This window comes from Sunxiuqinia dokdonensis (assembly GCF_001270965.1).
GTDB classification, from domain to species: Bacteria; Bacteroidota; Bacteroidia; order Bacteroidales; family Prolixibacteraceae; genus Sunxiuqinia; species Sunxiuqinia dokdonensis.
In genome coordinates this window covers 16285-40341 of the sequence record NZ_LGIA01000160.1, presented here as the reverse complement: position 1 = coordinate 40341, position 24057 = coordinate 16285, and the positions used below count along the sequence as shown (strand labels likewise).

Here is a 24057-nt window from a genome sequence, read left to right as displayed (position 1 = left end):
GCCAACTTTGAGGTATTAAAAACACGATGGGAAAACGTTACCGGCAATTTATATATGCCCGAAGAAGGAGAGGAATGAAGATGGATCAGGGTATTTTTTTCATTGCGGCCAATAGCACGGCCACCCGGGTAAGCAAAATCATTACCATGAGTAATTCACAGGTGGAATTATTCTATTATACTGACATCATATGAAAAGCATCTGCAAACAACGGGACAATATTTATACTGAGGCCCTATATGAGCTTACCAGTCCGAATGCACAAAAGGTTTCCCTGCTTTTTCACCACATCTATTCACTGAAGCTTGGAGATGAGTATTTAATTAACTCTGAGGAAGATATTAAAGGTTTAGTAGATTTTTTAAACGTTGACAACTGCTGGCATGAAACACTTAACAATAATAATAACCCTGACTATTTGCCTTAGTTTTATCAGTCAGGCCACCGTATTTGCGCACAAAACAAACATTTCGGGAAGAATTGTGAACCGGAGCCAATCCGCCCCTTGCCAAGTTCCTTATCCTAAAGTTGCAGTCGTTTTGAGCGGCGGTGGGGCCAAAGGCTTTGCCCATATCGGTGTGCTGAAAGTTTTGGAGGAAGAAGGAATTCCCATCGACATCATCGTAGGCACCAGTATCGGCAGCTTGATTGGAGGCTTCTATTCAATCGGATATCGGGCCGATGAGATCCACGAAATTATTGAAAAGCAAGATTGGGAAGCCATTTTGTCGGACGGTGTTCCCCGCCTATACTTGTCAGAAAATGATAAGGAGCTCCGTCAGCGGTACCTGTTTTCACTCCCGTATGGCGATAACAAAAAATTAAGCCTTCCCCTGGGGGTCATCAAAGGACAAAATGTGATGAACCTGTTTTGCGGGTTGGCAGGAAATGTTCCCGTAGATGCCGATTTTACAAAATTGCCCATTTCGTTTGCCTGCGTGGCGGCAAACCTTGAAACCGGGGAGGAAGTGGTGATGAAGAATGGCTTTTTACCTTCGGCCATGTTCTCAAGCATGGCCATCCCCGGGGTTTTTGGGCCGTCCCAAAGAGATGGGATGATCCTTGTTGACGGAGGAATTGTAAATAATTTCCCTACCGACGTGGCGAAAGAAATGGGGGCCGATATTATTATCGGTGTCGATATCAGGGGTGGTTTTTATACCCGGAAAGAAATCAAGTCGATGGGCGAGATCGTTGGTCAGATGGTCAATTTCCTGGGAATGGAAAAAGGCGCTGCCAATAGCGGCCTTTGCGATTTGACCATCCGGCCCGATATTACTGGCTACTCCGTTTCGAGCTTTACGGGTGAAGCTGCAGACACCCTGGTCCTGCGCGGGGAAGAAGCTGCCGGGCTGGTACGGGACCAACTGAGGGAACTGAAAGAAAAATACCAGCTAAGGCCCAGGGAAAAATCACGCGAATTCATCGCTCCTGAAAAATGGGAGATCGATGACGTGAATCTGACAGGGGCCAAACAGATAAACGAAGCATTTCTTCTGAAAAGGCTCAATTTGCCGGTTCCAGGCAATTATTCCTATGAGGAAATCAAAAATGCCATTGACCGTATTTACGGTTACGGAGGTTTTGAAAAGATTTATTTCACGCTCAATGATCACACCAATGGTGGAAAAACACTGGAGTTGATTATTACTACTGAGAAAGAATTTTCCATGAATATTGGCTTCAAGGTCAATACAACCGATGCGGCGGCCTTGCTTTTAAACGTAACCCGAAAAAACTACTCGAATACATTCGGACTTTTATCTGCCACCGCTGAATTGTCGGCCAATCCGGGATTTAGCATGATGGCTGAAACAAATAAAAATGACTTCCCCACCGCAGGAGCAGAAATCAGGGGCAAGTATCAGAATTACAACATCTATGAAAAAGGAACCAAACTTGTTAATGCAGATCTGTTTTATGCATCAGGGGCAATTTACCTATACCAGTCTTTTCTAAGGCGGTACAATTTCGGGCTTGGCCTTCAGGAGGAATATTTTAGTGGCGATGCTTTTATTAAGAGCAACAGCTTTCCTGATGTTTCAGCAGCAAAAGTGGACCGGTTTAACACCAATGTTTACTCGTATTTTTCACTGGACAACATGGACGATTTTTACTTCCCGTCAAAGGGAACAAACCTGTATGCTGAATTCTCTTTGGATGCAGATTTTAAGGACGAAAAAGTCAATTCTGCCCTTCTTCTAAAAATGAAGAATGTAATTCCTTTTAGGCATAACACTGCCCTTTTATTCAATCTATATGGTCGTGCTTTGTTTAGTCCCGATTATCTGATGACAAAATCGACGTTTATTGGTGGAGATTCCTACTCGCAATATTTTAGTTATCATCTTCCTTTTTACGGAATACCTCCGGTTGCCGTGGGAGAGCGTTATGCTGCCATAGGATTACTGGGGCTTCGTTTGAAACTTTCCGGATCGCAATACATTTCATTCATGTACAACGTGCTGCAGCAGGGAAGTTTACCGACCGATTGGATTGAGGCGAGCATGGTACATGGTGGTGGCATCAAATATTCAATGAAAACAATGGTAGGGCCGGTAGATATTGGATTTGGCTATTCCAATTTAAACAATGATCTGACTTTTTCAGCTAACCTGGGATATTGGTTTTAAATGTTTTACCCTGTCAAGCATATCATTTTTTAATTATAAACCATAAAATTAATGCCGTATGAAAATCAAGTATTATTTAATCGACAATCCGATGACGGAAGATCCAAACGACTGCCGTGCCCAGGTAACCGGGTACGAAGCGGTAACGGAGAGCGAAATTTTTGAGTATATGACCCGCAAAGGATCCGGGATCACAACGGCCGAAGCAAAGGCGAACTATCAGGAGCTTATTGAAGCCCATGAGTATTTTCTGAAACAAGGCTTTGGGATCAATACGGGTTTTATTAATGCCCGGCCTGTTATACAGGGTGTATTCCGGGATAAAGCTGATTCATTTGACCCATCGCGACACCAGGTTAAATTTAACGTCAAGCTTGGTAAATTCTACAACCAAACTGCCAATGACCTTAAATTTGAGAAAGTAGAACCATTGAGCAGCGATCCGATTCCTAATGACTTTGAGGATATTGCATCCGATACGGTAAATAATATAATTACCCCGACCGGTACAGCGATATTGCAGGGTGTACGCCTCAAATTTAACATGGAAGATGACGAGCAAGGTATTTTTTTTATAGCTGCCAATGGTGCTGTCAACCGGGTGAGCAAAATCATCACGATGACGAGTTCTCAGGTGGTATTCTTAATTCCACAGGAACTTGCTGCCGGAGAATATACCTTAGAGGTGCGTATTTTGCCTAAGGGAAATAAGATGATAAAGAAAGGCGTGTTGAAAGATCTGTTGACAGTTTAGTATGCTTATCTTAATCTTTAAATTCTTCCAGTGGACTAGAGTCCACTGGAAGAATAGACTATCATCTACAATCACAATGGGCTACAGTCTGTAAAATAGCCCGACTTAGCTTGCATTGAGCTTTTTATAACAGGAAAATTCCACGCTTATGAATGACACAGCAAAGCATCGAAACGAACTATACGCAGAGGCGCTTGGCATGTTGAAGTATCCATCTCTAAAGAAAATCAGACTGCTGTACCATCTGATCTATTCATCGAAATTTGGTGATGGTTATCTTCTAAATACATCGGAGGAGATTAAGCGTTTTGTTGCATTTATTGATAGTAGCCTAAACGAAAATGACTGGTAATAAGCAAATAGTTTGAAGCCCATGTTTTACAAGTTCACCATGATCTTCTTTTTAACGATCACTTATCTTCCCCTCAGTGCCAGGGAAATATCCGGCTACGTGAAAGATGCCAAAAGCGATGACCCCATTCCCTTTTCCAATGTGTTGATTAAAGGTACCACCAATGGAATCATGGCAGATACAGACGGTTTTTTCAAACTGGCAGTTGGAGACGACGATACGCTATACGTCTCTACGATAGGGTATTTTCCGAAGGAAATCCCAGTGATAAAAATTGGAGATAAGCCTTTGGTTGTTTATCTGGAAGAACACGTGCAAAAAGTTGGAGAAGTAACCGTGAAACCGGAAATGGAGCGGGCTAAGGTTTTGTTCAACCTCATTCAGATACACAAGAAAGCAAACAGGCGTCGAATACTGAATGAGGAGAATTATAAAACACTCACAAATACCACGGTCTATGTTGCAGTAGACACCACCTCCAGTATTACTCGCCTGATTGATAACTTTAACGAGGTGACGGTGGAATCGGATAATGGGAGGATTCGTTTTTCGCCAGTTTACATGGCCGAACAGGCACAAGACATGACACATGATGGTGTAAATACACTTTTTAATAAGGAAGATGGGATTTTCCCCCGGATCAACCAAGCGATCGAAAGTCTGATCTTACTTAATGTTTCTGTCGACCTTGATTTTTACAAAGATCAGGTGAACATCATGGAAAGGGGATTTATTTCACCCTTAAGCAGTTCTGCTTTGTTGTACTACAATTTGTACCTCAATGACAGCACTGTTGTTGATGACAGAAAATTCTTTAACTTTTCTTTTGCACCGAAGAACAAATACAATCCACTTTTTTCGGGCCATTTTGTAGTCGAAGACGGAAGCTTTGCTTTAACTGAAATTGATGTTTACATTGCCAGGCAGGCAAACCTGAATTTTGTTAATGGCTTTAAAGGTCGTGTTGACTACCTAAAGCTACCTGATGGTAGCTGGTTTTACGACGAACAAAGAGTCCAGCTAAACATGTCCCTCACTTTAAACAAAGATTCGCTATCAAATTATAGCTCAAAACGCGCCGATAATATATCAAATGGCAATTGGCTAATTAATAAATCAATTCATTACTCAACTTCCGGACGACTGAACAAAATTGAGGCAAGTGATTGGGGCAAGCAGCCTGAATTTGTATCGAGCCAATTTGGGGCTGATTCGTATTCCCAGATCGATAAACTAAAGGGTCAAGAAGTAATAAAAGGAATTGACAAGATCGGGGGACTGGCTTTGACCAGCTACTTTAATGTAGGAAAAATTGATCTGGGGCCGGCGTTCGATATCTACAGTACCAACCGGATTGAAGGCAGCCGCTTTACGGTTCCAATTAGAACTAGCGAACAGATGTTTAAGAAATTTTCAGTTGGTGGCTTTCTGGGGTACGGAACCCGCAATAAGGAATTCAAATACGGAGTGAACCTAGTCTATCAACCAGGGATCACTGATAAGTTTCTTATGCGCGTTCAGTATGCAAACGATTACAATCTGGTTTCACAGAATAAATATTTGCGTTTTATTAAAAACAATCCGAATAACAAAGGAAACTCCAATTTTATTGCAGCTTTCACAGCGAGTGAGAAAATTCCATATTTACTGGAAGAACAGACCATAGCGTTCAGGTTTGAGTACAACACGCCCAGCGATATTCATTTTGAAGCGTCGCCCTATTTCACTTCCACTAGCAGTACACCCTACGTTCAATTTTCACGAGATGAATTGGTTTACGATAATTATAAAAATTATGGTGTGCTTTTCAATACGAGAATCGCATTTGGACAACATTACGATAAATTCTTTTTCGATCGAGTTTATTATAGTACACCCACTCCGGTAATCAATTTAAGTTTCGATATCGGCCAAACCACTATTCCCGATAACGCGACGGAGCATTTTGATCTATATTATCATTTTCATGGCTCAATCCAAGGGCGAATTTTAATGCGACAGGTTTTTGTAAGCTACATGCTGGATGCCGGCTATTTGTTTGGCGATGCTCCCTTCAATTTGCTGGATCAACCGGTTGGTTCCATGTCTTTCGGATATGCCAAATACAGTTTCAACTTGTTGCATCATGCATCATTCGCGCATAATATTTATACCAATTTGCATATGCATTTAAATGGTGGCGGTATCATATTGAATAAAATACCGTTGATTAGGACACTCAAACTACGTGAAATTGTGTCGTTGAAATGCCATTATGGCGATTTGGGCGATTCTTATACGGGCGTTTTCGACTTACCCCAATTTTATAACAACAAACAAAACTCGCCCTATGCCGAAATCGGTTTCGGGCTAACCAATATATTCAAAGTATTACGGGTGGAATATGTGCATCAGCTCGGGAGTACCTATGCTCATAGTAGCTTTGCTGACCGAGGAGGTATATTTTTTAGAGCTGAAATGAGTTTCTGAATTTTTATGCGAAAGGATTGCGATGAAATATTTGAAAGGAATAGTTGTTTGGATTACTGGTGCATCTTTATGATGGGGCAACTTAGGCTGATGCCTTTACCAAAGAAGGTTCATTCGTCGTTTTAGTATGGGAAGTTCTATCGTGTCTGACAAAAAACATTATAGTCGAGTCTGATAGAGGAATGAGAGTGGATGAGTTTGAGAAGCTGATTTATTTTTGGGATAGAAATTGTTGGAGATGGAAAATATTTTTTCGTATTTCGGTACTGATTGAAATCTGGATTGACTGCAGGAAGGGTGAATAGTGGGGAAGAAGGTTGAATATAGATAGGTGGTTTGGTTTTTTATTCATGGAATTTAAAGACAGTGTTTATTTATTCTGTTGAGTTTAATTTTAAAAAGTTGTGTAAGTTTTTTTTTCGAGTTTATGATGATGCAAATGAAATATATTTTGATCTTACTAAGCCTGATTCTATATGGTGAAGGTGTTTTTGCAAAGCCAGTAAGGGACGCCGCCAAATACCAAATTCGGGTTTTAGGAATGAATGTGGGGGAATTCGCGGTTACGCAAGAGTTGGTTGATGGAGACCTAAGTGTGGAAGCAGTGACTGACATTGAGGTTAAAATAATTTTCACATACAAGGTGAGGTACACGCAACAAAGCCACTACCAGAATGGAAATTTATCGAAGTATCGTGTGCAAACCCTGAAAAATGGCAGTATTAACTCTGATACGCAACTGAAGAGAATGGACGAAGCCTACCTGCTGATTAAGGACGGGGATTCGACATTGGTGCACGAAAATATTACCTATAGTGGAAGTTTGTTGTATTTTAACGAGCCAAAACAGGATTCGCTAATGTATAACGAACGGAACGGTGAAATGAAATCAATTCGGGCGACTGCTGACAACACCTATGTGATTACTGATCGCAAAGGTCGTCGAACAAACGAATATCACTATAAAGATGGAATTTTGGAGACAGCAATCCTTGAGCACCCGATCGCGACGATTTATATGGAACGTTCTCACCAAAACTGAAGTTTATGATTTTTCATTCCTCCATTGAGCCTGTTTATTTTATTCTGCCACTGGTTGGTTTTCTGATTGGCCTGTTCGGCACCATGCTTGGTGGCGGGGGCGGTTTTTTCTTTCTTCCTATTCTCACGCTTTTGATTGGTGTGCCGGCTCAAACGGCGGTTATCACCTCCTTGGTTGCTGCCCTGCCCATTTGTTTGGTTGGCGCACTGGGGCACCATCGCAAAACGAATGTCAATCTTCGCATTGGATTGTTGTTTTCGATCACTGGTCTTGTGGGTGCATTTGCGGGCGCACGCGTTACCGGGATGGTCAGCCCGGAGCAGCTCAAGGCCGGTTTCGGCATTTATTCCATTTTCATTGCGCTGAGCATGGTTCGGGGTATCTGGAAGAAAAAGCGGGCCGAAGCCGGAAAATCATTTCCGTCCGAAGCTCCCGGGTGGCGACGAAGGGCAAAAGGATCAGCCTTTGGCTTGTTGGCCGGTTTTATTACCGGCACCTTTGGAACAAGTGGAACGGCGCCGGTTTTGGCCGGTTTGTTTTCGATGAACATCCCATTCAAACTGGTGATCGGTACTTCGCTGATGGTCGTTTTGGTGAATACCTTGTTCGCGGTTGGCGCCCACTTGCTGGTTGGACAAATCGACCTGATGCTGGTCTATTTTTTAACTGCCGGCTCAATCGTGGGGGCGGTTTTGGGGCCCAGAATTTTAACGAAAGTAAAAACAGATCGTTCCGAAAATAAAGTCAGGTATCTGTATGCAGGCGTGATGGTCGCGATCGGTGTCTTGATGATTGTTGGCTAATCAAACTAAGAAACAAGAAAAATGATTCAAACGATATACTTGATCATTCTCACTTATTTTATCCTTGGCGGAATTGCTTTTTATCTGATTAACCGGAAAAAAGATGCAGCCACCGCGCGAAAAAGTTACACGAAATTCGGGACTTACTTTTTAATTATTAACCTCTTGTTTTTTAGTATTGTGTTGAAGCCGCTTGTATTTCGCTACCTGGCTGTACTGATTATTTTTGTTGGTTTTTTTGAGCTGCTGAAATTGTTTGGCAAGGAAGGATTTAAACAAAAAGGTTTCTTTTCAGTTGCATTAATTGTTTTTACGTTTCTGGCTGCCGGATTCTATTTCTTTAGTGGCCTTCAAAAGGAATTGATCTTGTTTTCGTTTCTGGTTCTATCGATTTTTGATAGTTTCAGTCAAATAACCGGGCAACTTTGGGGAAAACGAAAACTTTTTCCGGCCATCAGCCCGGCAAAAACGGTGGGCGGCTTGGTTGGCGGAGCTCTTGTTGCAATGGTGAGTAGTTTGTTGTTGAGCCCGTTATACGGAGGCACGCTTTTCATGTCGGTGTTATTGGCAGCCGGAATTGTCGTTTTTGCATTTGCCGGCGATTTGTCGGCTTCGTTTTACAAACGAAAGTTTGATACAAAAGATTTTGGAAATCTAATTCCGGGGCATGGCGGTTTTCTTGACCGATTCGACAGCCTGATTGCCGGAGCAGCCTGGGTCGCATTTTGGGTTTATGTGTTGAATTTTTAACAAGGAGTTTGCATGGGGAATGTTATTGTACTGTCATTTGTTTATTTAATTGGAATTGTTTTGTTGCTCGCCTTTAACGAGATTAACTACAGGCGGCTCAGGCTTAAGGGTGAATTCACGCGTAAGTTCGCCCATTTTACCGCTACGCTGGCGGTGGTGCCTTTTCCTTACATCTTCCCTTCGCATGGTTATGTTTTGGTGCTGGCGCTGCTGTTTTTTGCGGCGTTGTTCATCACGCAGTACAGTAAACAGCTCAAGTCCATTCATGATATCGAACGAAAATCAATAGGTAGCTACCTGTTGCCGCTTTCGATTTATCTCACCTTTTTAATTGCCGATTTGCAGGGAAACAAATTCCTGTTCATTTTGCCCATGTTGATTCTCGCGATTTGCGATCCCATGGCGGCAATCCTCGGCATCAACATAACGGAATACAACGGTAGAATTAAGCTATTTGGGAAAAAACTAAATAAAACATGGCTGGGATCAGGTGCTTTTTTGGTAACCAGTTTTATCACCAGCATCATCGCCATCTATTTTCACACGGAACTGTTCGATTTGAAAACCTTTTGGCTGGCCCTGGCTATCGCCGTAGCCAGTACATTGGCTGAACTAATTAGCTGGAGGGGCTCAGATAACCTTACGATTCCTTTAAGTGTGGTGTTGATGTTGATTTTGTTTCTATAATATTCAATTTAATGCCCTATTTTTAAGCCTGGAGAAGCCAACACACTAAAATGAAAAATAAGAAGCATGAGAAAAATAATTATCAATGGAGCCAATGGTTATGTTGCGGCTAATTTCATTAATCAACTGCTTTTAGAGGACTATGAGGTGATTGCCTTTGTCAGAGCAAACAAATACCCGCCGGAGGAACGTTTGCAGGTCACCCTCTCGGAGATGAATGGTGGCGAGCCGGTCGATCTGAAAAATCTGAAAGTATTTGATTATTCTTTGGATGACCAAGATTTGGCGATACCGAGGGCCGAATTAGCACCGATATTTGGTGGCCAGGTTGATTACTTGCACTTTGCAGCCAGCTTGAAATACGATTCGCGCTCCAAGAAGGAGATTTTCAAAACCAATCTCGATGGCCTGGAAAATTCCATTCGGGTTTTCCGGAAGCATGCGGGAGCAGACTCGCGTTTTTTCTTTATCAGTACCGCCTATTCGTGCGGAAAGTTTACCGGTCTGTTTGAAGAGAAGTTTTATCCGGACGAGGAAATTTCAAGTTTTAGAAATTACTACGAGCAGTCGAAACGACTGGCCGAAAATATCATACAAAAATATCGGGATGAAGCTGGCTTAAATGGATATATCTTGCGCCTGTCGCAGGTTGTGGGACATGGTGAGACCGGGGTGACCAAAACCGACTACGGTATTTTTGACTTTGCGAAACGCATTTATGGCCTGGCCAAGCGCTACCCCGATAAGACAATCCGGGTAGGTGTCGATCCGGATTCAACCCAAAACCTCATACCGATTGATACCGTGGTTAAGTTTTTCATGCGAACGGTGGAAACCGAACAAGTGCCGGTGATTATGAATTTTGTGTCGAAGAATTCAATCAAGAACAGCTTGATTTCAAGTACGCTCAGCCAGCTGCTGCCCATTGAGATTATCCCGGTCAAGGGCTTGGCTGAATCCGAGATGGATGCCTTTGAGCGGATCATTTCCAAAGGCATGTCATTCACCATTGGTTATGCCGAAACCAAGCTGGCCTTTGACACGAAAAACCTGGATTCGGTGATGGGTGGGATCGAAAATGAAATTGATGATCAAGCCGTTGAACGCATGCTTCGTTATTTCATCGCTGGCTTGTCCGGCACAAAAGGAAAGCAAAAGCTGGGGTATGCCGTTTAGGCATCGATTGGCAGGCATCAGCCGGTGGCTTGTTTTTCCATTGGAGCCCAATCACGCGAATGCAGTTCACGAAAAACCATAAAAATTCAACATGAAACAACTATTAGTAAAAGGGGAAAATATTTTGAATGTTCCCAATTTGATTAGTCTTTACCGGCTTCTTGTTTTTCCGGTGATCTTGTTTATGGCGCTTACCGGCCGTGAAAGCTGGTTTGTTGTTCTTTTGTGTATCAGTTTGGTCAGCGATGTGCTCGATGGAAATATCGCCCGGTTTTTTAAACTTCAAACCAATTTTGGAGCAGCGCTCGATAACCTGGCCGATATTTTTACCTACGCGATGGCCTTGCTGGGCCTGTTTATTTTTAAGTGGACAGAGATTGCTCCCCACGCCTGGATCTTGTATTTATTTCTGGCCGTGTTCGTTTTAAGTTATGTGGTGTCCTTTTTTCGTTTTGGAAAAATCCCCGGATTGCACCTGTATTCAGCCGTTTCAGCCGGCTATATTCAGAGTATTTTTTTCTTCGTTTTGTTTGTTTTCGGATTTTATCCCTGGATGTATTACCTGGCCATTGGTTGGGGCGTAGTGGCCTACGTTGAAAAGATTTTTGTCTTGTTGAAGTTGGACGATATCCGGATTGGCGTGAAGGGCTTATATTGGCTGATGAAAGAAGAGCGATAACTGGAATTTCGAACCGGGTTTCGCTGGACTTTCCCACGAACGCCGGGCCGTTATGTAGCGTTCAAGACAGTTTTTATGTTGAAAAATAGAAGCAGAACAAGGATTTAACGCAGTGCTTAGCCGATGAAAAGTTTAAAAGAAAAAGTGGTCTGGATTACTGGTGCATCATCCGGAATAGGAGAGGCGCTGGCGTACGCAATGGCCAAAGAAGGAGCTTATCTCGTGCTGTCGGCGCGAAATGCGGCCAAGCTGGAGGAAGTGAGAGCCCAATGTTTGCAGTTCACCCCCAAATGTTGGGTTAAGCCAATGGACCTGACGGCGATTGAGCGGCTGGAAGAAGTGACCAAGTCCGTGTTGGCAGAAGCCGGCTCAATCGATGTGTTGATCAACAATGCGGGCCGTAGCCAGCGGTCACTGGCCCGGGAAACTCCGCTGACCAATGACCGAAGTATCATGGAAATCAACTTCTTTAGCGTGGTGGCGCTCACCAAATTGATCTTGCCGCACATGCTGAAAAGGCAGTCGGGACATCTGGTGGTGGTGAGTAGTATTACCGGCAAGTTTGGTGTGCCCATGCGAACAGCCTATTCCGCTTCCAAGCACGCTGTTCAGGGCTATTTCGAAGCACTACGGGCCGAGCTCGTCAACGATAACATCCAGGTTACGATCGTTTCGCCCGGGCGAATTAAAACCAACATCTCCCGAAATGCGCTCACAAAAGATGGACAGTCACACAACAAGATGGATGAAGGACAGGCCCATGGTTTGGGCGCCGACCGGTGTGCAGATCAAATTGTGCGTGCCATTAAGCAAAACAGAAAAGAACTGTTGGTAGGGAAAAAGGAAATTCTGATGGTTTATATTCGGCGATTTTTGCCGGCTTTGTACCATCGACTCATTACAAAAATCAAGAACTAGAGCCATACGGCTTCATTAAAATAAGAGGTAATATGGAAAAAAATATTTGTGGCATTCAACAGGTTGGAATTGGCGTGAGAAGTGCTCAAGAGGCATGGAAATGGTATCGAAAGGTGTTTGGCATGGATATCAATGTGTTCGAAGATACGGCAACCGCGAAACTCATGCTGCCTTATACCAACGGACAGCAGTGCGAGCGTTACGCTGCCTTGGCCATGAACATGGAAGGTGGCGGTGGATTTGAAATCTGGCAACATACTGGCATGACTCCAAAACCTCCCGTTTTTGATGTTCAGTTGGGCGACACGGGCATATTTGTTTGCAAAATGAAGTGTCGGGATGTTCTAAAAGCCTATGAAAAACACGAGGCTGATGGCTTGGAAATTTTGGGTGGATTGACCCGCGATCCGCAAAATCATTGGCACTATTATCTGCGCGACCCGTACAACAATATTTTTGAAGTGGTGGCAGAGGATAATCATTACCGGAAGCAAAAGTCAGTCACCGGTGGTGTGGCCGGCGTGATGATCGGCGTGTCGAATCTGGACAAATCCCTCCAGGTATATGCCGATATCCTGCGTTATGACGAAGTGGTTTATGATGAAACCGGACAGTTTGCTGATTTGGCAGCACTACCCGGTGGAGAACAAAAATACCGGCGTGTTTTATTGAAGCACAAGCCCCGAACCGGCCCCTTTAGTAAGTTGCTGGGTCCAACACAAATCGAATTGGTTCAGTCAATCGACCGGCAGCCGAAGAAAATCTACCAGGATCGGATCTGGGGAGAACTCGGCTATATTCACCTGTGCTTCGACATTGTGGGCATGGATTTGTTGAAAGTTGAATGTGAGCAGAAAGGCTTTCCATTTACCGTAAACAGCGCCAACAGTTTTGATATGGGCACCGCTGCCGGACATTTCTCCTACATCTCCGACCCGGATGGCACACCCATCGAATTTGTGGAAACGCACAAACTGCCCATTATCGAAAAGCTTGGCTGGTTTATGAATCTAAAAGGAAGAGACCCCAAAAAATCATTGCCCGACTGGATGGTGAACACCCTGGCTTTTAACCGGGTGAAGGACTAAAAAAAAAACGCCGGAATTCGATATCCGGCGGTTGAAAGTCTTGCTTGTTTTACATCTTATCACAATAAGGCTATATGCCGAAGGTGTTACAACCTATACTCCCGCTTCGGTGGGAGTTTTTATTTTCAAGCCTTTCCTTTGATTGTTTCAGCTGAGTTTTGATGTTGGTTAAATCCAGTCGGTTAACATGAATGATTGTACCATTTGGGGAAAATCGATTTGGAGGTGTTGGCCGATCGGTCGCATGCGTATTTTTCATTCTGAGCAAGGATTCAAAGGTTGAGCCTATGAATTTAGGTTATCGTAATTTTAAATCCCAACAATTTTTGTTTTTTTTCATGAACTGCACTTTTTGGGGCCCAAAAGGGGCTGAAACTCCGACGAACGAGTTTATATTGATTAGTAGAGCTTGTGGATTATCATGTAATTCGCACCGTTTTTTTTTGAAAAATGGCGTGTTGGACGTCGAAAATAAGTGGCTCGACAATTTTTTCTACTTTTGACTGGTCTTGGTCATCAAGCAAAAAAATGGAAGCAGCTGCACGCAAAATCATTCATGTTGATATGGACGCGTTCTTCGCATCGGTGGAGCAGCGCGATAATCCCGACCTGCGTGGTAAGCCCGTGGTTGTGGGGGGCGATTCGAACCGGGGCGTGGTGGCTGCTGCCAGCTATGAGGCCCGGAGGTTTGGGGTGAAATCGGCCATGCCGTCGGTGGTGGCCAGGCGCCGGTGCCCCGATTTGATCTTTGTGCGGGGCAACTTCGACAAGTACAAGGCGGTGAGCCAACAAATCCGCCAGATCTTTTTCGAGTACACCGACCTGGTGGAGCCGCTTTCGCTCGATGAAGCTTTTCTGGATGTGACTTTCGCCAAAAAGGGCAAACCATCGGCCACGCTGATTGCCCGCGAAATTAAACGCCGAATTAAAGACGAAACCGGATTGACGGCGTCGGCGGGCGTTTCGTATTGTAAGTTCCTGGCAAAAATCGCGTCGGATGAGAAAAAGCCGGATGGCTTATTCGTGATTACACCAGCTGAGGCCGAAGCTTTTATCGAAAAACTGGAAGTGCGCAAATTTTTTGGCATCGGTAAGGTGACGGCAGAAAAACTAAACCGGCAGGGTATCTACTTTGGGGCCGATTTAAAGCAGCTCGACCAGCAAGAATTGGTTCGGCAGTTTGGTAAGTCGGGCGTGTATTATTACAACATTGTGCGGGGTTTGGATGACCGGCCGGTGATTTCTTCGCGCGAGCGCAAGTCGCTGGGCGCCGAGCGTACCTTTGGAACCGACTACTATTTGCTGCGCGATTTGATGGAGCAAATGCAAAAGATCGAGGAGGAGCTTTGGCGAAGGTTGGAACGGGCCCAAAAGTATGGCCGCACCTTGACGCTCAAAATTAAGTTTGCGGATTTTGAGCAGATTACCCGCAGCAAAACCTTGCTTGGCAAGATTGATTCGGAGGCTGTTTTACACCAGACAGCCAATCAGTTGCTTCAAAATGAAGAGCCTTTTGTCAAAGGCGTGCGATTGCTTGGGCTGACCTTGTCGAACTTTGACGAACCGCAGCAGGAAGCGGTGCAGCTCACGCTGGAGTTTTGAGTGTCAAGTTTCAAGTTTCAAGTTTCGGGTTTCGGTCGCTAGCATTCAGGCAATCAGCCAACAGATTCCGGTCCGGCGGTTGACGGATCGGAATGACGTTCCGATTGTTGGGGGCAGTGATCAAGCATTCCCGAGAAATCGGGACTCCCTACGGTCGCCAGCATCTACGATCAATGACCAATATCCAATATCCAATAACCAATGACTAATAACCAATCCCTAATCCCCAATCCTGTTTACAACACCAGGGAGACGAAAGTAGAACGATGATCCTCGATTGAGTTCGGATTCCACCCAGATATCGCCATTCAGCAATTTCCTTGCAGATCGCCAGTCCAAGGCCAACACCTCCACGGCGTCGCGTGCTGGTATCGTCAATCTGGCGAAAGCGTTCGAACACGATGTCGAGTTTGTCCGGAGGAATGCCGATTCCTTCATCTTTTATACAGAAAAGAATATGCCGATCTTCAATCTTGTAACTAAACCGGATGACGCCCTTGTCGGAATACTTGATGGCATTGCCAAGCAAGTTGGTTAGCAATTGGGTCAATTTGGTTTTATCGGTAGCAAGTTCAATTTGTTGGCTGTCGCTAATTTGTTGAAATTCGCAGCTGAGCCCGGGCTTGTTTTGTTTGTTCAGTTCTGCTTCAAGATAAAACTGCAAGGTTTTTTGCAAATCGGTCAGGAAAAACTGTTCGGTTCGCAATTTGGCCTGGCGAGACTGAAGCAGGGTCAGGCTGAGGATCGATTCAATAATCGACAACAGATGATTACCGCTGTTGAAGATAATCTGTCCCATTTCGATCATCTCTTTCTTGGGCACGGTGTGATCCATTAGCTGGCTAAAACCGATGATGGCGTTTAGCGGCGTGCGCAGCTCGTGCGACATGGTTGCCAAGAAAGCCGATTTTAGATAGTTGGCCTGCTCAGCTTCTTCCTTGGCTTGAATCAGCTCGGCCTCGATGGCTTTTTGCCGTGTTACATTGACGGCTACGCCCCGCGACCCAATCAGTTGCCCATTGTGAACGACTGGTCGTGCTGAAATCCGGATCCAAACCAAACTTTTGTTTTTGGTTTTTATCCGGAAGATAAAGGGCGAAACTGTGTTTGTTTGCAAGAGTTTTTCATGCTCCTGTAGCACGACTGCCTGATCTTCCGGCACCACAACGTCTATGAAATGCTTGCCGATGTAGAATTCCGGCGGATATCCGGTAACTGATTCAACTGACGGACTGATATAGCTGATTGTCCATTGGTCATCCAGCTCATAAATCACATCGTTGATATTCTCAACCAGGCTCTGGTATTTTTCCTGGCTTTGTTTCAGTTCTTTTTGAGCTTGCACGCGAGGCGTAATGTCGAGCAGAGAAGCTACTGACATGCTTGTTCCGGGAATCAGGTCGATATTGATTAAAATGTTGTGCTGGCTTCCGGATTTGCTGATTAGCGTGAATTCGTATTGTTTGGGCGGATTTTTTCCTGCTTCACGACGCTCTTTATGAAATTGAAGCATGCGGTTGCGATCCTCGGACATTACATAATCAGTCCATTTTGTCTTGTTGACCAAATCGGTTTGATCAAAGCCGGTTAGCTGCTCAAACATGTCGTTCATGATCACAATCTCGTTGTTTTCATTGACAATGCAGGTGGCTGTCCCCGTGTTGTTGAAAATGGCTTCGTACCAATTTTTACTCTGTCTGAGTTCCTCCTCCTGCTGCTTGATTTCGGTGATGTCCCGGGCAATGCCGAGGACACCCACCAGCTCGCCATGAGCGTTTCGCATGGGTGTTTTAATGGTTTCCAAAAAGGCCCGGTGGCCATCGCTGGCAAAGGTTACCCATTCCAGGTTCGATGTTGGCTGGTTGGCGTGCATGGCGGCCAAATCATTTTTTCGAAAGGAATCCGCCAGTTCCCGATCCACAAAATCATAATCGGTTTTCCCGACAATTTTGGCTTCTTTGGCTCCAAAAAACTGTTCAAAGCGGGGATTGCAGTTCAAGTAAATGCCATCCAGGTCTTTTAGCCAAATCAGGTCAGGTATGGTTTCAATCACCGTTCGCAAGTGCAGTCGCTCGTTATCTAACCTGATCTGTGCATTTTTTTGCTCCGTAATGTCGGTAATGATTCCCAGTACAACCGGCCCCTCCTGTAGCTTGATCAGCTGGCCAGAAACCAAGCCGTTGCGTACTTCGCCGGATTTCAGCCGGAAGTCGTATTCTTTATTCTTGACAAATCCTTCGGTTCTCAACAAGTGAAAATATTCTTCCCGGTCTTTCAAATTTGCCCAAAGTTTCAGCTGCAGCGTGGATTGCTTCAGGTACTCTTCTTTCTGCCAGCCGGTCACTTCTTCAAACCGTTCGTTGGCCTCCAGAATTTTGCAATGTTCTTCAGCCGTGGAGATCATGATGAGTGACGAACTGGACTGAAACATCTTTTTGTATTTCATTTCGCTTTCCAGTTGTGCCGCTTCGGCTTTTTTCCGGTCGGTAATATCAAGCAGGTAACCTTCGAGCGTTTCAACAGTGCCCCCGGCATTTTTGACACCAATTCCTTGTTCCCATAACCATTTTTCCTGCCCGGATTTTGTTCTGATCCGGTATTCAACAGCAAACCGTTCATCAGCTGCTACTGCTGTTTTGATGCTTTGCGTCACGCGTTCAAAATCATTGGGGTGTATCAGCTCCGTGTATGAAATTTGATTGTTATGGAGTATCTCGTCAGCGCTATAGCCTGTCATCTCAGCAATGGACTCACTCACAAAAAGCAAGGTCCAGTTTTGGTTGTACTGACAGCGATAGACGGTCCCTTTCAGGTTTCCGATTAGGTTCTTCATTTGGCCGTTGGTTTCGTGCAACTGGCGTTCGGTCATTCGGTTGGCGGTACAGTCGACCACGGCTACCAGCACGCGGCTGTAATTATGCTGAAAACCCGTAAGCGCTGAAAACTGAATGATCTGAACCGCTGCACTCCCATCTGGCATCGTGTAGGCGACTTCCGAGTTGAACGAATCTTTGCCTTGCTGCATGGCATAGAAAAAGTCAATCAGCACATCAGAAAAACCGGTCGGATAGGCCTCGGCCAAATGAGCTGCATTTTTGTCCAAACTGATGTCCTGCTTAACTTGGGTTAGCGAAGTACGCTTAATTTTTTTCAGTAGTCTGGCCAGCTCATTCGGATTCGATCGAAAATAGCGCCGGAGGTCGGTCATCCCTTTTCGATTGAGGTTTTCAATGAAAGCAGACACTTCTGAAAAATCCTCTTCCCAAAGTAAAATTGGCTGATTGTTTCTTTTTGATCGCTCGATTGTGTCCCAATGAGCGGGTTTGGCCAAATTCCCCGGATCGTCGACTCTATTGTGCTGTTTTAAAAGAATGAGCTCTCTTTGCAAGTCCGCATTCTTTTGTTTCTCCAGCTCCAGTTGTTCCCGTAAATGTTCAATATTTTCGTCCAAGTTTGCCTGTCCGTTTGTGTGTTGGGCATTCTCCCACATAGCCTTCTCCTCTTTCTTTCTTAATCCCAATTCAATCTCAAATCAGGACGAAAATAGAAATATTATTTTAATTTGGCACTTTTATGTGCATGCTTTATCCTGTTTTTTTGGCCCGGCGTCAGATCGAATTTAACCTGAGTTCGAAATGAATACCAGATTAATTCTCACTCCAGCTCAGCGTTTTATTTCTGAAAAACCCTGAGCTACAACTTCAAAGTTCGAAAACAGCCGGAAACAAGTGTTTTGATCTGCCTGTTTTCGGCTTTAGCAGTTGGAATGACCTGGCGATGAGGGCCGGATGCGATATTTTATTCGAGCACAAGTTATTAAAGTTGAAAGGCCCACAGCCGAGCCATAAACTGGTAATAATTTTTTTCAATTTCAAGAAAAGCATCACGTGTTTCATAGTAAAATGCCAGTTCATTAAAATATTCAATCACGGAAATATGTCCCAGCTTGAGTGCCTTATCCAGAAAGTTAACGTTGGCCGATGCTTCCAGCGTTTTCTGATATTCCCGGCGAATGTTGGCGTAGGTTGCAGCTTGCTGGTAGCGCTTGGTTGTTTCATTCATGATGGACGTGATTCGCGACTGGTAGCGGCTTTCTTCAAACAAAGCCAGGGCCTGGGCATGCTGCACCGTGTTTTTGTCTTTCCACAAGGGGATGGCAATGCCGGCACGCAGGCCACGATAAGTGCCTTCCGGAACTTTTTCGCCCTCATAGGTCAGTTGCAAGTTGGGCAGCCAGTTTTGCCTGGCGAGCTTGATGTTTAAGTCTGCAACTTTCTGTGTTTGCGTGAAGTAGTGAAGCTCAGGTTGCTTCGCCCGGACTTCTTCCAGAACCTCTGGCAAAGGCGGCAGATTTGGTGCGGATAGTTGAACCGCATTGGCCTGTTGCAGCGGAACGCCTGCCAGTAATTCCAGTTCTTGACTTGCACTTTCAATTTCTTGCAAAACAAGCTGGTAGCTGCTCTTTATCTTCAAATTCTGAATCTTGGCTTTGTTCAGATCGAGAATAGAGGTGTTTCCCCGGTCGAAATTGGTTTGATACGACTGGTAAAGCCGGTTGGAGTGCTCCAGCCGATCCTGATATTCCTCCTTTTTTTGGAGTAGAAAAGCGTAATCGTAAAACTTGAGTTTCGCTTCCAGTAACTTATCCCGCCTGAAAAGTTGATACTCCAGCTCGCTGAGTTGGCTTTGACTATCGGCGAGTTTTTTCTTGGCGGAATACACCGTTGGAAAGTCAAACGACTGGCTGATTCCATAAGTCGTTTTGGTTCCCATGGCATCATGATTTCCGGGGAAATGGCCATACTCAATGGTCGGATTGTCGGGTGTGAGTCCGGTTTGAAAGCCCGATTTTTCTGCTTCGGCCAGTTTCCGTGCGGCCAGCAATTCTTTGTTGTTTTGTTCTACCAGCTTCAGAAACTCGTCCACCCCTTGTTGCGGCAGGGCAGTCAATGAAATCAAGCTGGATAGCATCAGGATCAGTATCTTCATAAAGCTGTTTTTTCTTCGTGTTTCTTCTGAAATAAATAATAAATGATGGGCACCACATAGCTGTTTAGCAAGGTTGAACTCAGCAGTCCGCCCAAAATGACGATGGCCATGGGGCTTTGGATTTCGTTTCCGGGTTTCTCGCCGGCCAGGGCCAGTGGAATCAAAGCCAAAGCGGCCGTCAGTGCGGTCATTAAAATCGGATTCAACCGGTCAGCCGACCCTGCGATAATGCGCGCTTTTAAGCTGTCAAGCTGGTCGGTTAAACTCTGGTACCGCGAGATCAGCAGGATGCCATTTCTGGTGGCGATGCCAAATAAGGTGATGAAGCCAATGATGGACGGAATGCTGATGACTCCCGAGGTGAACCAGATGGCGACCACACCGCCAATGAGGGCCAGTGGCAGGTTGACCAGGATGATGAGCGCCAGTTTTGAATTTTTAAATTCGACATAGAGCAACAGGAAGATGATGAGCAACGCGCCCAGCGAAGCGACTAGCAGAATGCGGCTGGCTTCGGCCTCACTTTCAAACTGGCCGCCGTATTCCAGGTGGTAGTTTTCGGGTAGCTCAATGTGCTCATCAATCCGGTCCTGAATATCGTTCACCACGCTGCGTACATCGCGGTCGGCCACATTCACGGCCACCACAATCTTGCGCATCACATTTTCGCGGCCAATGGTGTTGGGCCCAAAAGCTGATTGGATATCGGCCACGTAGTCAAGCGGTATTTTTTGTCCGTTGGGTGTGTCAATCAAGGCATTCCGGATGGCGTCGATCTGATCGCGGTAGGCGTCATCAAAACGCAGCACGAGGTCAAAAGCCCGTTCGTTTTCAAAAACATCGGATATTTTCTCGCCTGCAAAAGCATAGTCCACAAATTCCAGAAATTCATTGACGCTAATGCCGTAGCGTGCCAGCATTTCGCGGTTGGGTTTAGTCTGAAGTTGTGGAATTTCAATCTGTTGCTCTACGGTCAAGTCGGCAATGCCTTCAATATCCTGAATTTCGTCGCGCACCTGGTTGGCCAGCCGAAACATGTCATTCAGATCGGTGCCAAAGAGTTTGATGGCAATGTTGGTTTTCGAACCCGAGAGCATCGCATCAATCCGGTGACTGATGGGTTGTCCAACTTCAACCGTAATTCCTTCAATGGCATTTAATTTTTCGCGTACCTCGCGCAGAAATACTTCGCGCGACCGGTCTTGCAATTGGTATGGCGCGTCAATTTCTGAAACATTGACGCCAAACGCATGCTCGGCCATCTCGGCTCGCCCGGTGCGTCGGGCAACGGAGGTGATTTCAGGAATATCAAGCAAAGCCTGTTCGGCCTTTGTACCCAGCTTGTTGCTCTCTTCGAGGTTGATGCCGGGCATGGTCGTGGTGTTAATGGTCAGCGAACCTTCGTTAAAAGGCGGTAAAAAACTGCGTCCAAACCCGGAGATGAGCACCAGCGATATCAAAAATAAGCCAACCGAAACGCCAACCACTACTTTTCGGTGGCGCAAGGCAGTCCCCAGGGTTTGGGTGTAGTGATGGCGCAAAAAACGTTCGACCTGGCTTCCACGGGCTTGCTTTTGCAGGCGTTTTTCGTTGGTCAGCAAAAAACTGCTCAACACCGGAATCACTGTCAAGGCCACAAACAACGAGGCAAACAATGAAACGATGTAGGCAATTCCCAGTGGTTTCAACATGCGGCCTTCCATACCCGAGCGGAACGTCGGCCTGAACGACGAGCCGCTTGTTTTTGGTGAGTTTTAAAAGCGGCTGGCCGGTGTTCACAAACTGCCCTTCGGAAACCAAAATCTCCTTGATGTATCCATTGGTTGACGCAGTTACATTTTGACCACCCGCAGAATAGTTTTGCCTGATCGCGTCATAATTATTTTTGGCTTTCTCGAACAGCATCTTGATTTCGGCCAGTTCCTTGTCCGAAGTAATCTTGTCTTCGTTTAGCAGTTCTGCCCGCTCGTAGTTGGCTTTGGCAGTTTCGTAGGCTGATTTGGCATCCATAAAGGTGGTTTCAATGTTGTCGTGAATCAGTCCTTTGCCCGAAATGGTGACCAGCTTTTCGCCTGCACGCACCGTTTCGCCCGGGAACAGGGCCTTGCTTCCAAAAACAACAGCTCCGTCATGCGTGGCTGTCAGCGTAATTTCATCGCCTTGAGCCGGCATGATCTTTCCGCTGGTATGAATCACTTCCTGAAAATCTTTTGGACGGATTTCGATGACGCCATAGGTTTCGTCGTGCTCATGCGCATGCGGTTCGTTTTCGTGGTCGTGGTCGTGTTCATGATCGTCACCTTCTGAATGGATGTGCTCCTGGGCCAACTCATCGTCATGATCGTGATTGTGTTCTTCGGAATCGTGGCTGTGCGAACAAGCAGTTCCCAAAAATAGATAAGCGGCCACAAGCAATGGAGTCACGAGTCTTCTTCTAATTCCTGAATTAAGCATAATTGTGTTTTTTAATGATTCTGACAAATCAGTGGACACCAACTTGTAAAATGCCCTACACCTGATTGGGTGTTATGTTGCCAGCGTTGAAATTGAAAAAAGAATGAAAGGGGCGGAATTAGCCAAGCGCAGGAGGGCCGCGCGACAGGGAATGGTCGGTAAAATCGAAGGAATAATGGTTCGACCACGAATCAAAATAAACAATAACAGGCTCGGGAAATATCACAAGCTGAAGCAAAGCGCTTGTTAACAACGGAGAACCTAACGCAATTTTGGTGAGGGGAGTGGTGGCCGTAGTTTCAAATTGACAGGATTCGCAATCATCGTGATCGTGTGATGTTTGGCATTGATGTCCGGTCAGCGAAGCCACGTCCGAAGTCTGGTCGCCATCCGCGTCATGCGCACAAGTATGATGGCAGGTTGCCGTATCAGAATGATGATGATGCGGAACAACACTGTGCCCGATAATAATGAGCATAGACATCCACACAAAAAAAGTTCCGATATGTTTGCCGATATAAGTCATTTCATTTGCGCTGCCTTGCAAAAATACATTTTTTATCGAAAACTGGAAGTTTTAACGTGATCGGCATGCCTGTGTGCTTGGAGTCGGTCCAATCGGTTTTCTGTTACACGGGTCAGCAAAGTGCAAAACAAACTGCGTGAACAATGAGCCAACAAACAGTTTGATGAGTTGAAGGTGCTCAAATATCTAAACTTTAAAATTATATATCTAATATTGGGATTCGTGACTTTGCCAATCGCTTATTTTTACAATCCTAATGTTCTGATATTCTATTAAAACTAACTTACACAGACTATGAAACAAATCGTTCTTTCTGCTTTCTTCCTTTTGCTGTGTGGCCTGACAGCTTATTCGCAAGGCCCGGCCGAACAAGCGCCACAAGGCTTCGATGTGGTTCGCGCGGATATTGCGCAAGGAAAAATTGACACAATCATTTATGCTTCAGAAACGGTTGGGACCAACCGAAAAGCGCTTGTTTATACACCTCCGGGGTTCTCGAAAACCAAAAAGTATCCGGTTCTTTATTTATTGCATGGCATTGGCGGCGATGAAAAAGAGTGGTTCAACAATGGAGTGCCCCACGTTATATTTGATAACCTGTATGCCGAGGGCAAAATGGAGCCCATGATTGTGGTGTTGCCCAATGGCCGTGCCATGAAAGATGACCGGGCTACCGGGAATATTATGGCGCCTGACAAAGTGCAGGCTTTTGCTACTTTTGAACAGGACTTATTGAACGACCTGATTCCGTTTGTTGAGAAGTCCTATCCGGTTAAAAAGGACCGTGAGCATCGCGCCATTGCCGGCTTATCGATGGGAGGCGGGCAGTCGCTGAATTTTGGGTTGGGTAATTTGGACCAATTTGCCTGGGTCGGTGGTTTTTCTTCGGCGCCCAACACCAAAGCACCCGAAGTGCTGGTGCCCGATCCTGAAAAAGCCCGGAAGCAGCTGAAACTGCTCTATGTTTCGTGCGGCGATCAAGATGGTTTGCTCCACGTGAGTAAACGTACAAACGAGTACCTCAAGGCCAACGAGGTGCCTCATATCTACCGCATAATTCCCAACGGGTATCACGATTTTAAGGTGTGGAAAGATGACCTTTACCACTACGTGCAGATGCTGTTTTAAGGCAGCA

The 24057-nt window shown here is 45.3% G+C and carries 18 protein-coding genes and 1 pseudogene; 14 read left to right on the top strand and 5 right to left on the bottom strand.

The genetic code is table 11. From position 1 onward, the window contains the following. Positions 1 to 26 precede the first annotated feature (26 nt). From NC99_RS22120 to dinB, 13 genes are all read left to right on the top strand, one after another. On the top strand, positions 27 to 194 hold the full coding sequence (locus NC99_RS22120) for a hypothetical protein (protein WP_162231210.1): 168 nt from the start codon (positions 27 to 29) through the stop codon (positions 192 to 194). 189 nt (positions 195 to 383) lie between these two features. Next, on the top strand, positions 384 to 2633 hold the full coding sequence (locus tag NC99_RS12205) for a patatin-like phospholipase family protein (protein WP_082326460.1): 2250 nt from the start codon (positions 384 to 386) through the stop codon (positions 2631 to 2633). Between the two features lie 58 nt (positions 2634 to 2691). Continuing rightward, entirely contained in the window at positions 2692 to 3387 is a 696-nt protein-coding gene (locus tag NC99_RS12200) for a DNA-binding domain-containing protein (protein WP_053184055.1), read from the top strand. Positions 3388 to 3760: 373 nt separating this feature from the next. Continuing rightward, complete coding sequence (locus NC99_RS12190; protein WP_053184051.1) at positions 3761 to 6208, top strand: DUF5686 and carboxypeptidase-like regulatory domain-containing protein; 2448 nt, start codon at positions 3761 to 3763, stop codon at positions 6206 to 6208. A gap of 439 nt (positions 6209 to 6647) precedes the next feature. Continuing rightward, entirely contained in the window at positions 6648 to 7250 is a 603-nt protein-coding gene (locus NC99_RS12185) for a DUF6134 family protein (RefSeq protein WP_157624849.1), read from the top strand. 5 nt (positions 7251 to 7255) lie between these two features. Next, positions 7256 to 8053 carry a sulfite exporter TauE/SafE family protein gene (locus NC99_RS12180; RefSeq protein WP_053184047.1) on the top strand — a complete coding sequence of 266 codons (798 nt, stop codon included), beginning with the start codon at positions 7256 to 7258 and terminating at the stop codon, positions 8051 to 8053. A 21-nt stretch (positions 8054 to 8074) separates the two neighbouring features. Continuing rightward, positions 8075 to 8803, top strand: coding sequence for a phosphatidate cytidylyltransferase (locus NC99_RS12175; protein WP_053184045.1), 729 nt, complete (start codon positions 8075 to 8077; stop codon positions 8801 to 8803). 12 nt (positions 8804 to 8815) lie between these two features. Further along, positions 8816 to 9490, top strand: a complete 675-nt coding sequence (locus NC99_RS12170; protein ID WP_053184043.1) for a phosphatidate cytidylyltransferase — start codon at positions 8816 to 8818, stop codon at positions 9488 to 9490. A gap of 66 nt (positions 9491 to 9556) precedes the next feature. Continuing rightward, the gene (locus NC99_RS12165; protein WP_053184041.1) at positions 9557 to 10666 is read left to right on the top strand and encodes an SDR family oxidoreductase; all 1110 of its coding nucleotides are present in this window, start codon (positions 9557 to 9559) and stop codon (positions 10664 to 10666) included. A gap of 91 nt (positions 10667 to 10757) precedes the next feature. Next, positions 10758 to 11345: a CDP-alcohol phosphatidyltransferase family protein gene (locus NC99_RS12160; RefSeq protein WP_053184039.1), complete on the top strand. Its 588-nt coding sequence runs from the start codon at positions 10758 to 10760 to the stop codon at positions 11343 to 11345. A gap of 123 nt (positions 11346 to 11468) precedes the next feature. Beyond that, complete coding sequence (locus NC99_RS12155) at positions 11469 to 12263, top strand: SDR family oxidoreductase (protein ID WP_053184037.1); 795 nt, start codon at positions 11469 to 11471, stop codon at positions 12261 to 12263. Between the two features lie 32 nt (positions 12264 to 12295). Further along, positions 12296 to 13351 carry a VOC family protein gene (locus NC99_RS12150; protein WP_053184035.1) on the top strand — a complete coding sequence of 352 codons (1056 nt, stop codon included), beginning with the start codon at positions 12296 to 12298 and terminating at the stop codon, positions 13349 to 13351. Positions 13352 to 13879: 528 nt separating this feature from the next. Further along, a complete protein-coding gene (dinB, locus tag NC99_RS12140; RefSeq protein WP_053184031.1) occupies positions 13880 to 14953 on the top strand; it encodes a DNA polymerase IV in 1074 nt (357 codons plus the stop codon). A gap of 205 nt (positions 14954 to 15158) precedes the next feature. On the opposite strand, the gene NC99_RS12135 is transcribed toward dinB, so the two are convergent. From NC99_RS12135 to NC99_RS12115, 5 genes and pseudogenes are all read right to left on the bottom strand, one after another. Further along, complete coding sequence (locus NC99_RS12135) at positions 15159 to 18473, bottom strand: PAS domain S-box protein (RefSeq protein ID WP_157624847.1); 3315 nt, start codon at positions 18471 to 18473, stop codon at positions 15159 to 15161. Between the two features lie 296 nt (positions 18474 to 18769). Then, entirely contained in the window at positions 18770 to 19942 is a 1173-nt protein-coding gene (locus tag NC99_RS12130) for a TolC family protein (protein WP_053184027.1), read from the bottom strand. Continuing rightward, complete coding sequence (locus NC99_RS12125; protein ID WP_204374984.1) at positions 19939 to 21633, bottom strand: efflux RND transporter permease subunit; 1695 nt, start codon at positions 21631 to 21633, stop codon at positions 19939 to 19941. The genes NC99_RS12130 and NC99_RS12125 overlap by 4 nt, the downstream gene beginning before the upstream one ends. A gap of 31 nt (positions 21634 to 21664) precedes the next feature. Beyond that, positions 21665 to 22396 (bottom strand): annotated as a pseudogene (locus tag NC99_RS22570) (efflux RND transporter periplasmic adaptor subunit); the annotation flags it as partial. A 118-nt stretch (positions 22397 to 22514) separates the two neighbouring features. After that, entirely contained in the window at positions 22515 to 22943 is a 429-nt protein-coding gene (locus NC99_RS12115; RefSeq protein WP_157624845.1) for a hypothetical protein, read from the bottom strand. 273 nt (positions 22944 to 23216) lie between these two features. Here NC99_RS12115 and NC99_RS12110 point away from each other — a divergent pair, with 273 nt between their 5' ends. Then, a complete protein-coding gene (locus NC99_RS12110; RefSeq protein WP_053184019.1) occupies positions 23217 to 24050 on the top strand; it encodes an alpha/beta hydrolase in 834 nt (277 codons plus the stop codon). Positions 24051 to 24057: the final 7 nt, after the last annotated feature.